Annotated in this window: 14 protein-coding genes; 6 read left to right on the top strand and 8 right to left on the bottom strand. The window is 44.1% G+C overall.

Features of this window, described 5'->3' with window-relative positions; all coding sequences use genetic code 11:
• Window positions 1-106 precede the first annotated feature (106 nt).
• Window positions 107-982: a LysR family transcriptional regulator gene (locus tag L4C34_RS12770; RefSeq protein WP_428789731.1), complete on the top strand. Its 876-nt coding sequence runs from the start codon at window positions 107-109 to the stop codon at window positions 980-982.
• Between the two features lie 123 nt (window positions 983-1105).
• Window positions 1106-1558 carry a hypothetical protein gene (locus L4C34_RS12765; protein WP_428789730.1) on the top strand — a complete coding sequence of 151 codons (453 nt, stop codon included), beginning with the start codon at window positions 1106-1108 and terminating at the stop codon, window positions 1556-1558.
• Window positions 1559-1658: 100 nt separating this feature from the next.
• On the opposite strand, the gene L4C34_RS12760 is transcribed toward L4C34_RS12765, so the two are convergent.
• The 4 genes from L4C34_RS12760 to L4C34_RS12745 all read right to left on the bottom strand — a co-directional run bounded on the left by L4C34_RS12760 (window position 1659) and on the right by L4C34_RS12745 (window position 6569).
• Window positions 1659-2525: a PhzF family phenazine biosynthesis protein gene (locus L4C34_RS12760; protein ID WP_428789729.1), complete on the bottom strand. Its 867-nt coding sequence runs from the start codon at window positions 2523-2525 to the stop codon at window positions 1659-1661.
• A 203-nt stretch (window positions 2526-2728) separates the two neighbouring features.
• Window positions 2729-3733, bottom strand: a complete 1005-nt coding sequence (locus L4C34_RS12755) for a S66 family peptidase (protein ID WP_428789728.1) — start codon at window positions 3731-3733, stop codon at window positions 2729-2731.
• A gap of 118 nt (window positions 3734-3851) precedes the next feature.
• A complete protein-coding gene (locus L4C34_RS12750; RefSeq protein ID WP_428789727.1) occupies window positions 3852-5741 on the bottom strand; it encodes an ATP-binding protein in 1890 nt (629 codons plus the stop codon).
• Between the two features lie 27 nt (window positions 5742-5768).
• A complete protein-coding gene (locus L4C34_RS12745) occupies window positions 5769-6569 on the bottom strand; it encodes a phosphate/phosphite/phosphonate ABC transporter substrate-binding protein (protein ID WP_428789726.1) in 801 nt (266 codons plus the stop codon).
• 541 nt (window positions 6570-7110) lie between these two features.
• Here L4C34_RS12745 and L4C34_RS12740 point away from each other — a divergent pair.
• The gene (locus L4C34_RS12740) at window positions 7111-8352 is read left to right on the top strand and encodes an amino acid permease (RefSeq protein ID WP_428789725.1); all 1242 of its coding nucleotides are present in this window, start codon (window positions 7111-7113) and stop codon (window positions 8350-8352) included.
• A gap of 212 nt (window positions 8353-8564) precedes the next feature.
• On the opposite strand, the gene L4C34_RS12735 is transcribed toward L4C34_RS12740, so the two are convergent.
• Window positions 8565-9008 (bottom strand): PACE efflux transporter, encoded by a 444-nt coding sequence (locus tag L4C34_RS12735; protein ID WP_428789724.1) that lies wholly within the window; start codon window positions 9006-9008, stop codon window positions 8565-8567.
• Window positions 9009-9045: 37 nt separating this feature from the next.
• Entirely contained in the window at window positions 9046-10053 is a 1008-nt protein-coding gene (gene trpS / locus L4C34_RS12730; protein WP_428789723.1) for a tryptophan--tRNA ligase, read from the bottom strand.
• A gap of 366 nt (window positions 10054-10419) precedes the next feature.
• Between trpS and L4C34_RS12725 the strand changes: the two genes are divergently transcribed.
• Window positions 10420-10848, top strand: coding sequence for a DUF3010 family protein (locus L4C34_RS12725; protein WP_428789722.1), 429 nt, complete (start codon window positions 10420-10422; stop codon window positions 10846-10848).
• 138 nt (window positions 10849-10986) lie between these two features.
• Here the strand turns inward: L4C34_RS12725 and L4C34_RS12720 are convergent, their stop codons facing one another.
• A complete protein-coding gene (locus L4C34_RS12720; RefSeq protein WP_428789721.1) occupies window positions 10987-11253 on the bottom strand; it encodes a DUF5062 family protein in 267 nt (88 codons plus the stop codon).
• 148 nt (window positions 11254-11401) lie between these two features.
• Entirely contained in the window at window positions 11402-11674 is a 273-nt protein-coding gene (gene rcnR, locus L4C34_RS12715) for a Ni(II)/Co(II)-binding transcriptional repressor RcnR (RefSeq protein ID WP_428789720.1), read from the bottom strand.
• Between the two features lie 136 nt (window positions 11675-11810).
• On the opposite strand from rcnR, the gene L4C34_RS12710 reads away from it, so the two are divergent.
• Complete coding sequence (locus L4C34_RS12710) at window positions 11811-12683, top strand: nickel/cobalt efflux protein RcnA (RefSeq protein WP_428789840.1); 873 nt, start codon at window positions 11811-11813, stop codon at window positions 12681-12683.
• A gap of 317 nt (window positions 12684-13000) precedes the next feature.
• Entirely contained in the window at window positions 13001-14305 is a 1305-nt protein-coding gene (locus L4C34_RS12705) for an MFS transporter (RefSeq protein WP_428789719.1), read from the top strand.
• The last annotated feature ends 218 nt before the right edge of the window (window positions 14306-14523 follow it).

Raw genomic sequence — 14523 nt, 5'->3', positions numbered from 1 at the left:
TGTTTTCCTCTCTGTTTGGATTGATTTTTATTCTACCCATTGACAGAGAAAGCGGAATAGCCTTTATAATCAAAGCACTATTGCTAAAATGACAATAATAGGACTTATGTTAGAAGATATTGAGACATTTTGCGCCATCGCAAAGGCAAGCAGCCTAAGTGGCGCTGCGAGCGAATTGAATTTATCGGCGTCTGTAGTGACACGGCGATTAGCTAGACTGGAAGAGCACCTTAAAGCGCGCCTTTTTGAGCGTACTACACGCAGTTTGATGATCACGGAAGCAGGCCAAAGGTACTATGATTCGGTCTACCCACTTTTGCAGTCGTTAAAGTTGGCGGAAAGCGATATCAGAAATGCGGGAGAGCAGGTTTGCGGTTTGTTTAAAGTGGGTTTACCAGTTTCGATCAGCAATCGTTACGTCAGTCCAAACCTAGACAGGCTGTTAGATAGATACCCTGAAATGAATATTCAAATAGTTAATGGCAATCATCTGCTTAATTTTCTAGATAATGGCTTTTGCTGCGTTATCCATTGCGGGTCGATACCGGATACTTCTTTTTATTCAAAGAAAATTACTACGTGGCGCAAAGTGCTGTGTGCATCTCCCGACTATTTAGATAAACACGGTAATCCCAAAACGCCTTCTGAACTAAAAGAGCACAATTGCTTAGATCATCTCGATAATCTTTCTTGCACATGGCATTTGAATGAAGGAGATAAAAAGCACTCGGTGTTAGTGAAGGGTAACTTGGCGGTCAACAGCAGCATTGACTTATGCCAGCTCGCCGTGAGCGGACTTGGGGTAGCGTATCTGCCGAGTTTTTCCGTCGAAGCGGAGTTGAAGCAAGGTAAGCTTGTGCCGATCTTAGAGGATTACTGCACTAAAGAGTTTGATATGCATGCTGTTTATCCTTCAAAGCAGTTTTTAAATAAGAGGACTAAAGTCTTTATCGATTTCATGTGCTCGGTGATGGCGCAATAGAACAAACGCCTTATCGTATTCACTTAACTAATTTAAATCGTTGTAAAAATGAATGTCATAGAGTGTATCGATAGCTGATAAAATGAGCTGTTAGTTTTTCCACGAGATAACCTTAAGATGAAATTGGACTCAGACGATTACAATATCCTTAGCTACTTTCTAAGAAAAAACATTGTTTCTTACGATCAAGTTATAAGCTGGGCTTTCGCTCAGCATGGCTGGGAAGCCAGCGAATGCTTTATTGAGAAGGTGTCTGTATCACTCGATGCCAATGAGGTAATTGATTTGATCGGAGATACTTATCAAGTTTATGGTAAACCAAGTAATGAGTTTTTGATTGGTGAAATCGCAAATAAGTACTCAGACGATAAATGTTCTTTATATGCGGCAATCTCTCATCTCCTTTTTGATCTGGATTTTGGATTGTCGGAGAGAGAACGGGAAGAACTTTATTTGGCTGATGACTATTTTTCATGGCATGACAGCGCAGAGCTTAAGGCGAAGGAGCATGCCCTGCCGATACTTCATAAGTATTTATCGATTTATACGTTGGCGGTTTCAAGGCTTGGTTTTTGATGTTTATCCATATGAAACCATGGTTCATACTAAACGAAGGAGCATAAGCTGGCTGTTTCGTTGCGACTAACTACTTCCTTAATGCAGTTTGGGCTATGGGTTATTGAGTGACACGAAATTCGACCGTACCTGATATTTTTGCCGATCCGCCGACTTTTACACGAGTAATGACTGAGCCTTCTGATTCAACTGAAGCCGTAATCAGAGATCCGCAGTTCATCGCTCTGCCTTGCTCAAAAATATAGCTACCGCCTAGAGAAAGGTGCTCGGTAAGGTAACATGCGAGCGCGCCACTGGAGCTTCCGGTTGCCGATTCTTCTGAAATACCAAATCTTGGTGCGAAATTACGACAACTAGCCGTGAACTGACTATCAGGTGCGTAGAGTTCGAAGACATGCAAGCCGACGACGTCATGCTGTTCACAGAAATCAGCGATTAATTGGTCACTCGGCTGTATTAAATCTAGCTGGCCACGAGGGACTGGAACCATGATATCAGCGAGCCCTGTTGAGATGGTTTCTATCGGCAGTTTGGTGCTACTTAAAATCTCGGCATCAATGCCAATAATGTTTGCGATTTCTTTGTATGTAAAATGAGCTGATTTTTTCGGTAGCGCTTGCTCCATTGTGACCATTCCGTCTGACTCGATAGTCACGGGCAGTAATCCGGCTTTAGTGCGCTGGGTATACGTACCTGCTGTTATTCTACCGAGTTTAAGCATGGTAGAAAAAGCCGCCACCGTGGCATGGCCACAAAAGTCCACTTCATTGGTCGTTGTGAAGAACGAGGTTGCAAAGTCCGCTTCATCATCACTCGAAATGAAAACGGTTTCTGAATAGCCAACGGATCTAGCAATGTCTAACTTTTGAGCATCTGGCAGATTATCGGCGTTAAACACAACGCCAGCTGGGTTCCCACCTTCACCATTTGCCGTAAAGGCGTCTACCAGTATCACATCTACAATCATTGATGTTCCTTTACTCCTAATCACAAGGGAAAGCATTCAGTTGAGGGCGGTCAATTATCATTCATACGATTCACGAACAACTCGTTCTATCAATTACTGAATGTTAGCAAAACGAGCTTACTTATTATGTGGAACAAGCCAGCCCACTGCTACTGAGTAGGCAGGGCCGAAAATCTATGTGATCACCTGCCGAACCTTATACGCTAATCCGCTGAGACCCAAGGGCTGGTTAATTGAATGGTATGATTGTCAAAATCTATTTCCACATTGACTCCGAGCGGCGTCACTAACATTGGGTGACTATGGCAGCTATCGAAGCCAGAGAGGATTGGAATACTTTGACCATTTAGGACCTCTTGCAATACGTCAAGAGGTGTTCTACCGCTGCCCTTATCGTCGAACAACTCGTGTTTACCCAGCACAATCGCCGAAATTTTATCAAACACGCCGCATGCCTTTAGGTGCGCGAATGAGCGTTCTATGGTCTCGATGCCGTGTAGAGAGTCTTCTAATAACAGAATATCGCCTTGGGCAATGTCCGGCATGTAGGGACTTCCCCAAATCCCGCTCATTGTATTTAGGTTACCGCCAATAATCCGGCCTGTTATTTGGCCAGATCCAATAAATTGCCATTCATTTTGGTATACAGTTTTGGGCTCACATTGAGTTTCCCAATCGATTCTAATATCGGTCCATGAATCCGGCATTGCGTAGGTATAGTTGGCTGCGGGATTCGATAACACCTCCATAAAAGATTGATACGTTTCATCGACGAGAGGCGGGTATTCTCCGAACGAAGCGACAAGTGCTGGCCCGTAAAAAGTGACGATGCCCGTTTGAGAAAAAATACCCAAAAGTAGGGCTGTGACATCAGAATAGCCGACGATTATTTTCGGATCTTTTCGCAGCGCTTCATAGTCGATGTAGGGCAGAAGGGCATTGCTGTTATTGCCGCCGATCGTAGAGATGATACAACGCACCTGAGGATTGCGGATGAGTTGATTGAGCTCTTCAGCTCGCTGTTGAATAGAGCCCGATCGATAGTGATCGGATTGTCCGGTTAAGCTGCCGGAGATAAGATTAAAGCCTTTTCCTTCGAGATACTGCTTCGCTCTTGCAAAGCGATTTGGTGCGAATACCGTCGCCGGTGCTGACGGCGAAAAGTAGCCGATGGCGTCCCCAGTTTTTAGCGCCTTTGGAAATATCATTGTACTCATCCTTAATCATGGTATGACTCATTGCTAGGTTTCACTGTAACCTGACGGTTGTGAAAGGTCATGTGATAAATTGCGAGTGATATCATTCTAATAATCAAGCGCTTTCAGATTACCCACCTTCTTGGACGACTTTTTTGTTAGTTTTCGGCTCTGCTCCCTCGCTATCTGTACTAACAAATAAGCCAATCTTCTCAACCAGATGAGCCAGGCGTACCGGTTTTGACAGGTAATCTGACATACCAGCAGCTAAAAACTGCTCTCTGTCACCAGTAAGAGCGTGAGCGGTTAGGGCAATGATTGGAACAGGCTCTCCAGAAATTTGCTCCATTTTACGTATTTGTCTGCACGCTTCCATCCCATCCATTTCAGGCATAGAGATATCCATGAAAACAATGTCGTACTGATAATCGTTAATGTGTTGTACCGCTTCTATACCATTGGCGGCAATATCAATTTCAATCCCTACATTTAACAACATATTTTTGATAACCAATTGATTGGCTTTGTTATCTTCGGCAACCAAAACACGTACACCAGAGAAAGATTGACGTGGCTCAACGTGAGCTTTTTCTATGTTCTCCGCCAAAGCGTCGGCCACTTCCAAATGAATGCTAAAGTGAAATGTACTCCCCACACCTCGTTGGCTTGTCACTCTTATGCTGCCGCCCATGAGTTCACATAAACGCTTACAGATAGCTAAACCTAAACCTGAGCCTTCTTGTGCGCGGGAGTAAGTCTGATCGACCATCGTGAATTCTTCGAATAAATAGTCAATGGCTGAATCCTGAATACCAATCCCAGTATCGATCACACTGCAGGTGAGTTTGGTCATATTATTTTGAGTGTTTTCAGACGCAACTTTTACGGTGATTCCGCCGCTATGGGTAAACTTAATTGCGTTACCAATAAGATTGTGCAGTATCTGGCGTACTCGATTGATATCCCCTTGAACGATAGCTGGAACGCTGTCTTCTATATGGTATTGCAGCGTTAGGTTTTTACTGTTGGAAGCAGGGACAAAACTATCGATGACAGTTTCAACACAATTGTTAACGCTGAACGGCTGGTTTTCAAGAGATAGAGTGTTGGACTCCATTCGAGTGAAATCAAGAATATCATTGATAACCGAGAGCAAGAAAGAACCTGATTCTGTCGCCGTATTCACTAAGTGTTTTTGTTGCTTCGATAGGCTGGTTTCTTCCAGTAGTGACAGTATTCCCAAGACCCCATTCATGGGAGTTCGAATTTCATGAGACATCGACGCGAGAAACCTTCCTTTTGATTCACAAGCATCTTCAGCCTCTTGCCGAGCTTTTTTAAGATCGGAATAGCTGGTGGCAAGGTTGGAAGACATTTTGTTGAATTCACGCGACAGTTCACCCAACTCATCATTCGACGCATCGTTAAGTTGAAATCCGGGGCCATGCTCGCTTAAGGTTTTGGCGGCTTTGGTTAAACGAATGAGGTTGCGGCTAAGGTAGGTACCCAATATAAATGAAAAGAATGCAACAAGAACCACTTCGATTGAAGCGATACTAATGATTGATTTTTGGGCATTTTTTAGCATGACGCTAATGGCTGAAGTGCCAAAGCCCATATCTATGTGACCATAAATATTGCCGTCGTTAATGATGTTAACGCGCGTATCAAAAATACCATCATCAATGGCGTTTAAATTTTGATCGATATTCATTTCGCGGTTTAACAGTGTCATTTCACCCGCGCAAGCAAGCACTTTTCCGTGACGCACAATTTTCACATAGTGCACATCCTCTAATGTCATAAAGTCTTTCACCAAGTCATCAAGCGTGGCGATGTCGGTGGACAAAACCGCGTCTTTAGTGGCGCTAACAAACATCGCTGCAGTAGATTTGGCTCTTTGGATCAATTGTTTTTCATTGGATTCAGACAAAAAGGACATAGAGCTCAATACCAGCAACCCAAGGAGAAAGATCTCTATGCTCGCGATGCCTAGAATAGTTTTTGCCCTAAAAGTCATGATGAATATCCCTATTTCACTGGCGCATTACTGCTTAATCAGATTTATATTGAGGGCTCGAATATCATCCCATTCGCGGTCGTAGGCACTAATAAAGCCTTTGATATTAAGAGAGTTAAGCTGTTTTTTTCCGATCGGATGGGAATCTAGGCGTTCTAATAGTTCAGTTATTTGTTGCACCAGTTTGGGGTCAACTCTGGGGTGAGCGGCGATGGCGTGAGGAGTAAAACCATTGGTTATCCAGAGTGGGGTAAGTTCATCGCGCACGGATGGGTCGATTGAGTTAAAAGTGCGCATTATCCCTCCTCCCGCCGGATAGAGTCCCTTCGCTACCGCAAGGTAGACGGAATCGTGAGAAGACACATACTGAGGTGTGAATTTTACATTTCGCTGGGTCAAATAGTCTCTGGTTAAGATTGAAGCCGCGAAAGCCGCTGGCGAGGGGAAGGCTAAATTTTTTCCCACTAATTGCTCGACATCAGTTATGCCGCTGCCTTTTTTTACGACAATTAGTCCTTTAATTTTTTTGTCTTTTGCTTTGGCTAGTGCTCGATAGCCGGGAGAGGTACTGAAAGTGGTGTAGTGATAAGGGTTCATATAAGCAAAATCATATTCGCCATTTTTCAGTCTTTTCTCGAAAGTAGGTATATCAGCCGCGGTTTCAAAGATGAATTGCTGCCCCGACTTTTCGGATAAATACTGCATTATTGGCGTCCATTGGCTTGCTAGCCGGCTGGCCGACTGCTGAGGCACTATGCCAAATGTGATGCTTTGTGCCCAACCAAATGGAGTGAAAAGTAGGCAGATTATAAGGACTATTCTTGTCATGCTGTATTCTCAATAAGAGTGTAGACATTAACAGGAGCAGGATGTGTGCCAGTAACTTATCCTTTACTAATCATAAGGTTAAAATTATTTATTCTTTGATTGTCAAATTGAGAAACCATTTTCCCAAATTGAGAAATTTGTTCGTCATATTGAGAAGGTTCTCTGAGGCGTTGAGTAGCACAACTGAAACAACGGGAACCAGTGTGGCAGTTACTTATCTTTTGGGCTTTGAGCTTCAGCAAGCTTGAGTGCCCTTATCGTCTCTCGCGTTCGTTGTGAGACAAACTATATCTTAGTGCTGATCTTCGCGTCATATCCTTGGCCTCTCACTTTGGTTAACTTTTTGATGCCGTAGAGAGTGTAAAACGAACAAATTAGGTGGCTACAACGCTATTTGTTAGTATTACTTACAGAAGTGTAACTATATATCGATTATCAATTTTTTCGTGCTGGTAGATACTCGTACTCTTCTTATGTAAATAATCTTTTTGCCAATAACGGATTTATTGGTTCACCCTTTTGACTTGTAAGTGAGAGTGTTATGCAATCAAAAACACTTGGCGCCGTACTTATTATTACAGGCACCTGTGTCGGAGCTGGGATCTTAGCTCTACCTTTATCGACCGCGGGGTTGGGCTTTGTGCCGACCGCATTCGCCTTGGGCATAAACTGGCTGATATCTCTGGTCACCGCTCTTCTGCTGGTTGAAGTACTAGCAGCGCTCAAAACTAAGAATATCAACTTTGATAGTATGTGTGAGAAAACCCTCGGACGTCCGGGACAGGTGATCTGCATGATCGCTTACTTAGTGCTGCTGTACTCAGTATCGTCGGCGTATCTCAGTGGTGGTACTTCCATGCTGAGCGCTCTGCTTCAGCAAAATCATATTGAGTTGCCATATTGGGTTTCAAGTATTGTGTTTACGACCGTATTGGGCGCTGTCGTTTACACTGGCCACCGCGCCGTAGATGTGGCGAACCGTAGCTTGTTGTCGGTGAAAGGCGTGAGCTTCATTGTCTTGGCCGCTTTGATAATGCCAGATGTGACGAAAGCGAATCTATTTCAATTCCACCAAACTGTTCCGTATTTGTGGTTTGCGATTCCAGTGTTGTTTTTTGCTTTCGGTTTCCAGATCGTCGTCCCGAGTATGTACACGTATCTTGAGCAAGATATTAAACAATTGCGCCTTGCGATTGTGTTCGGCAGCCTAATTCCATTGTTCTTATATACATTATGGATCAGCGTAACATTGGGGATTTTACCTCGCTTTGGCCCAGTAAGTTACTCAAGCTTTTTGCATGACCATACCAGTGGTGACGTTGGTGCGTTATTCACGATGTTGGGTTCTCAGGGCTCGCAGCATTGGAGCCACTTGGTAATGAACGTATTTACCAATGTTGCAGTCACCACCTCTTTCCTTGCGGTGACGATGGCGCTGAAAGATTACGTGAGCGATGTGTTCCGTCTTGATGCTGAAACGCGTAAAGGCAAGAATCTTGCTGCTGCGGCAACTTACCTACCACCATTGGCGTTAGTTTTGTTTGCACCGACCTTGTTCCAAAAGGCGTTAGATTATGCCTCAGCGAGCTTGGCAGTGGTCTTGATTTTCTTGCCAGTGGCGATGGCTGTAGCGGTTCGTCGCCAACAACGTGCGGCGAAAATTACGAGCTCATTTAAAGTCGCAGGTGGGACTATGCTGTTATCAGTTTTGTGTCTATTCGGAGTCGCGCTTCTGGTCTTAAGCTTTATGGCTAGCTTGAATATGTTGCCAGTGTTGCACTAATTATCCCGAGTTTCGGTTAATTATTCGCAGTAACTAACGGTGCCAACTTTTGGTACATCTAGGCCAGATGTTCTGACCTTCTCATTCAGGCTGCCAATTGCTCTATGCAATGGCAGCCTGAAGTTTATCTCTCGTTTAATCTTGGACTGGTCTCATATTAAAAGACTGGTCTCGTATAAACTGGTCTCGTTTACAATGTAAATCCTGCCGAATTACTTCGCGTGAGCGGTTTGCTCGCTGGGTGTCAGCTCAGGTACCGGAAATAATGCATCATAGGCGACGTTGTAGATATACGCATACACCAGATAAAACACCACCACTCCCATATCCATACCTATTGCATCGAGCATACTGACACTCAAAAACCACGCCATTAAGGGCACTGTGATAAAGAGTAAGCCACCCTCAAACATGAGGCTGTGTACAATGCGAATTAGGACAGTTTTCTTTACCGTGCCGTAACGCTTCAATAGATATTTATCGAAGCCAATGTTGTAGACATAGTTCCAACCAGTGGCGATGACAGAAAAAGCTAACCCCATCGCGCCCACATGGCCGAGTTGAAAGCCAAGCTGATTGAAGATGGTCATAATGATGAGGAGGCCAATCACTTCAAACATCACGGCATGACGGATACGATCTAAACGAGTTCTCACTGGGGTTCCTTATTATTTTACGACTCAGTAGTGTACGTCAAAATAAGTTCAACCCATAGATGCTTTTTACCAGTGTTAGGGTTTGTTCGGTGCGTTTTTTTGCTTTTTCGCTGCCATTTTTTAGTATGTTTATAAGTTCGGCTTTATCATTTAGGAAAAAGTTACGTCGCTCGCGAATGGGCGCTAGACGTTCTTGTAGGCATTCTTCGAGAATTTGTTTTGTTGTGCTATCGCCCAAACCACCTCGTTGATAATGTTGTTTTAATTGTGCGATATGAGCTTTATCTTCACAGAACGCATCTAAGTAGGTAAAGACGACATTCCCTTCAACTTTACCGGGATCTTGTAGCCTAAGGTGGCTAGGGTCGGTATACATAGATTGCACAGATTTTCGAATCTCGTGACTGCTTGCGCCTAAATAAATGGCGTTACCCATCGATTTAGACATTTTGCTTTTGCCATCGGTGCTGGGCAGCCTTGGAGTATCGCTTAGTAACGCGGAACATTCTTGTAAGATCGGTTTATTAGCTAGCCGGTTCACCTTCCGCACAATTTCATTGGTTTGCTCTAGCATCGGCAATTGATCGTCGCCGACGGGCACGGTGTCGGCTTGAAAAGCCGTTATGTCTGCCGCTTGAGAAATAGGGTAGCTGAAAAAGCCAGCAGGAATCGACTGGCCAAACTGCTTGGACTGGATTTCATTTTTCACTGTTGGGTTACGCTCCAAACGGGCGACGGACACTAAGTTGGAATAATACATAGTGAGCTCCGCTAACGCGGGCAGCTGAGATTGCAGACAAATGGTGGTCATGGATGGGTCTATGCCGACTGCCAAATAGTCAGCGACGACGTTCAAGATATTGCTGGCCACTTTATCTGGGGAAAAGCCATTATCGGTTAAGCCCTGCATATCAGCGACTAAGATAGTTTGATCGTGCAGGTATTGCAGCTCAACTCTGTGTTGCAGCGAGCCGACAAAATGCCCGAGGTGCAATGGGCCAGTGGCGCGATCGCCAGTTAAGATGGTTCTGTGGGTATTGTGCATGTTTATCTCCGTAAAGGTTTGGGCCACCGGAGATAATCAAAGTCATATGAACACAGCTCAGCTACCTCTCGGCGGCTGGTGAACATAATGATTCAGCGCCGCTCTATTGAGAGCGCCACCAAAGGGTAATATAGGTTGAAGTTTGAATTAATACTTTCATGTTCAGTGCCTTAGCAAAGGGAAGTGCAGGGTGCAACATCGTTTAGATTTGCAACCTTTGGCATTCTTGTACTGCACTGATGCCTTCCTTGTTCGCACGAGCAAGCTTTTTGATATTACGCGGTAGGCAAGGTTGCTTGGATATATGCTGATCTATGAAAGCGAAAACCGTTATAATGAGTGGGTTCTAAATAAAAAGGCAATAAAATGAAAATTTGTGGTGTTGAGATCAAAGGCAATGATGCGGTTATTTGTATGCTTTCATTGTCAGATGGTGTGTTTAATATTCCTGACTGTCGGGTGTCTAAAGTGTCTATTGGCAACGCTAACGATACTCAACAAATGAGAGATTTTCAGTTTTCTTTCGCAAAACTGATGGAAGATTACCAGGTGGAGAGCGTAGTGATCCGTCAACGCCAAACCAAAGGTAAGTTCGCAGGCGGCGGTCATGGTTTTAAACTAGAAGCGGCTATTCAGCTGATTGAAAACTTGAATGTTGCTGTGGTTGCACCGAACGAAGTAAAAGAAAAGCTTTCACGTAACCCACTGCCTGTTAAATTTTCTGAAACTGGCCTGAGACAATACCAAGAAGTCGCGTTCGTAACTGCTTATGCGTGTGCTATGAGCCGCAAATAGTCGATGTATTAGTTCGACATATGAAAAATAAAAAAGCCATATTGCTCTTTGCGATATGGCTTTTTTGTTTGATGGGATATTTTAAGTTGCTGTAATAGAGATCGCTGCAATAGAAATAGCGTTAGTGAGACGCCTAGATCACTTAAGCGGATCGTTTTCTGGCAGCGCAGCGTGAATCCACAGCGCTAAACGCTTTTTAATACTTTTACCGTCGGCTTTGTCGACCGGAAGAGGGGTAATTTGGCGTGCTTCCACTAAAAATAAATACAGCGCTTTGGCTTTGGTAGGTAGAGTTGTACCTTGATCAGCGAGTTGGTATCCCTGCATTTCAGCCATTTTACAGCCAACTTCTAATGCTTTTTTGAGCAATTTGTCTTCATTTTTTAACTTCGTTGCCTTCGACATACATCCACCATTATCACTAATAAATCATACTGTTAGTATATCGAAAGTGATACGTTGCAGTGTTTATGATCAATAAACTGCAGACTTTATCAGGTGTTAGTCTGCGGAGTGTGGACTATCTCACGTTCTTCGGGCGATCGTTGTGGGCCTATTTGATATAGGAATTGAGAACATTTAACACCACTTCAAAATCTTGTTCTCTTTTTTCAAGGCTTTCTTCTTCCACTACATGCTCAACTAAGTGGCCCTTAATCACTTCTCGCATTAGCCCATTCACAGCACCTCGAACCGCGGCAATTTGCTGCAAAACCTCAGTACATTGATGCTCTTGATCCAACATCTTCTGTAAGCCATTGAGTTGGCCTTGAATTTTGCTGACACGAGTTTTTAGCTTCTTTTGATCTCGGCTGGTATGGGACATAGCGTTCTCTCTTGATGTTGGTTCGCAGCAAGCTGTTTAACGTTAATTTAGCACTCTTACTATACTGGGGGGTAGTATTTAATACTGGGGGGGAGTATAGTCTCGGCCTCTTTTGACTACAACGAATCTTGTTATGATGGAATTCACTAATCTATTGCAAAGCGGTAACGCTTGGTTTTTTATTCCCAGCGCAATTTTGCTGGGAGCACTGCATGGGCTTGAGCCGGGCCATTCGAAAACAATGATGGCGGCGTTTATTATTGCGATTAAAGGGACTGTGAGACAGGCGGTGATGCTGGGCTTGGCAGCGACAATCTCTCATACTGCAATCGTGTGGTTGATTGCCTTTGGTGGAATGTATGTCAGCCAAAAATTTACCGCGGCATCAGTAGAACCTTGGATGCAGTTAATTTCTGCTGTGATCATTCTCGGTACCGCGACTTGGATGTTTTTCAACACTTGGAATGAAGAGCGCAATTGGCACAAAGCCCACGCGCATTGCGGGCATGATCACAGTCACGATGATAACCATAGCCACGATCATCATCACAGTCACGGCGAGTTAGACGACCATTCTCATCCGCATAGTCATGATCATAGCCATAGTCACGATCACGATTCGCCAGAGTATCAAGATGCACACGAGCGAGCACACGCACGTGATATTGAACGTCGATTCGCCAAGCGTGCAGTGACCAATGGGCAAATCATCTTGTTTGGCTTAACGGGCGGTTTGATACCCTGTCCTGCTGCCATCACAGTATTGTTAATTTGTATTCAGCTGAAAGCATTGGCGTTGGGAGCAACCATGGTTGTGTCGTTCAGTGTTGGTTTAGCGATCACATTAGTGACCGTTGGGGTAGGCGCTGCCCTCAGCATGAAACACGCAACTAAGCGCTTTAGTGGCTTACAAAACCTTGCTCGCCGCGCGCCTTATTTTTCAAGTGTCTTGATCGCTTGTGTTGGCATTTATATGGGGATGCACGGCTATCTTTCTCTGACGCACTAAATCGCACAGAGATAATCACGTTTCAAAGGGCCATAAGAGTGATCTAGCGCTCGTTTTTCGGTGTTTTTGTCTTGCTTGATAGGCCTAAAATGCCATTTTTATTATTTATTAAAATACGAACTCCTAATGTATTTATTTTAATGATGATTTAGGGGGCTGTTTGAAAAAAAAACAGCTCCCACCTTTAACTCGGACACTAGGTTAGTTATTTCTCATAGTTTCAATGTGTTACATATCTTTAAATGACTGATAATATAATCAATATTACTTTTTCTCTTTAGTGGTCATTTGTATGGCTGATTGAAAGGGCGTACCATTTGTGGCAGATTTTTAACCTGCGTGTCTATATGTTATTACAAGAGAAAATTCTACATACCCTCAAAACTTCATTTGGTAATGCTATCGAATGGTACGATTTTTGTCTTTTCGGCTATTTTGCTTCCACTATTGGCAAAGTTTTCTTCCACAGCCAAAGCAGCTTCAGCAGTCTTCTCCTGGCATTTGCCACCTTCGCCGTTGGTTTCCTCGCTCGCCCACTTGGTGGATTTGTATTTGGCTGGATCGGTGACAGAATCGGTCGTCATTACAGCATGAACCTCGCCATCATCATGATGGGCATTTCTACTCTCGCGGTTGCTGTTCTTCCGGGTTACCAAACCATTGGTATTATGGCGCCTATCTTGTTGGTGCTGATCCGAATCATGCAGGGGCTATCTGCTGGTGGGCAATTCGCGAGCTTGATCGTGGTGACCACAGAAGACAAGAAACTCGACAATAAAGGCTTTTATTCTGGCGTTGCACTTACCGTTTCGGTATTGGGCTTTTTGCTCGCGTCTGGAATTAGTTATTTGGTAGTAAATTTCTCTCCACCTGAATACTTAACTTACGCATGGCGCATGACCTTCGCTATCGGCGGCGTGCTGTTAGCAATCTACTTTTTCCTTGTTCGCTCTGAGATACAAAAAGAATTCACCTCTTTTGAGCCAGACACAACCAAAGCCAACAAAAATACTTTCCAGCTGTTATGGCAAGATCACAAAGCACGCTTCGTTATTTCGACGCTGCTGGCTGCGGTACTATGTGTGATTTTCTACCTAGATTTTGTCTATTTGATTACTTTTTTCACCACTTACGACGGCCTTTCGCTGAACCAATCTCTGATCATAAATAGCGTCGTGTTAGCGGTGGCGTGCGTCCTTTATCCATTCTGTGGTTTATTGTCGGATAAATATGGCCGCGCCAATGTCACTATCGTCGGTCTGGTATTGCACTTGTTGCTACTTTACCCAATGTTCCAATTGCTTTTGTCGCACAATGTAGCGCACATCTATTTGGGCGCATTGATGATGACGGTTCTTTTGTGTGTAATTCAATCTGCCGCCACGCCAATCTTCTCTGAAATATTTCCTAAGTCGGTGCGCAGCAGCGGATGCTGTGCTAGTTATGGCTTGGGCGCTGCAATCAGTGGTTTCGCTCCGATGCTTGCCACTCAGCTCACTCACTACAATGTACATTCTCTAATGTATATTTTCCTAGTGACATTGGTGGTGGGGATTGCCTGCGTAGTGCCTCTTACTATTAAGAGCGACAAGCTGCAACTTGTGCAGCAACAACCGGCTTAATCGTCTTAGTGATGCTTTCACAAGGATGTGAAAGCTGCTCAGATATAACTTCTATCCTTAGTGTAAATGTCTGGGCCCCACTTATCGTCGTTATGGTTGAATTAGCCGGACACTTTAATAAAATTTACTTGTTTTTCAGACTCCTCGCTTCGGGTAGCTTATCTAGGCAGCCTTGATAGGCTTCTCATAATCAAAGAAAACCTGCATTGTACTATCTG

Origin of the sequence: Vibrio profundum (assembly GCF_050337555.1) — a bacterium.
Classification (GTDB): Bacteria; Pseudomonadota; Gammaproteobacteria; order Enterobacterales; family Vibrionaceae; genus Vibrio; species Vibrio profundum.
This window is presented reverse-complemented; position numbering and strand designations above follow the sequence as displayed.

Excerpts from the sequence above, each read along its gene's own strand:
- L4C34_RS12725 (WP_428789722.1), top strand. The coding sequence starts at position 10,420 with ATGAAAATTTGTGGTGTTGAGATCAAAGGCAATGATGCGGTTATTTGT.
- L4C34_RS12755 (WP_428789728.1), bottom strand. The coding sequence starts at position 3,733 with ATGATATTTCCAAAGGCGCTAAAAACTGGGGACGCCATCGGCTACTTT.
- rcnR (WP_428789720.1), bottom strand. The coding sequence starts at position 11,674 with ATGTCCCATACCAGCCGAGATCAAAAGAAGCTAAAAACTCGTGTCAGC.
- L4C34_RS12745 (WP_428789726.1), bottom strand. The coding sequence starts at position 6,569 with ATGACAAGAATAGTCCTTATAATCTGCCTACTTTTCACTCCATTTGGT.
- L4C34_RS12770 (WP_428789731.1), top strand. The coding sequence starts at position 107 with ATGTTAGAAGATATTGAGACATTTTGCGCCATCGCAAAGGCAAGCAGC.
- trpS (WP_428789723.1), bottom strand. The coding sequence starts at position 10,053 with ATGCACAATACCCACAGAACCATCTTAACTGGCGATCGCGCCACTGGC.
- L4C34_RS12710 (WP_428789840.1), top strand. The coding sequence starts at position 11,811 with ATGGAATTCACTAATCTATTGCAAAGCGGTAACGCTTGGTTTTTTATT.
- L4C34_RS12760 (WP_428789729.1), bottom strand. The coding sequence starts at position 2,525 with ATGATTGTAGATGTGATACTGGTAGACGCCTTTACGGCAAATGGTGAA.
- L4C34_RS12750 (WP_428789727.1), bottom strand. The coding sequence starts at position 5,741 with ATGACTTTTAGGGCAAAAACTATTCTAGGCATCGCGAGCATAGAGATC.
- L4C34_RS12720 (WP_428789721.1), bottom strand. The coding sequence starts at position 11,253 with ATGTCGAAGGCAACGAAGTTAAAAAATGAAGACAAATTGCTCAAAAAA.
- L4C34_RS12740 (WP_428789725.1), top strand. The coding sequence starts at position 7,111 with ATGCAATCAAAAACACTTGGCGCCGTACTTATTATTACAGGCACCTGT.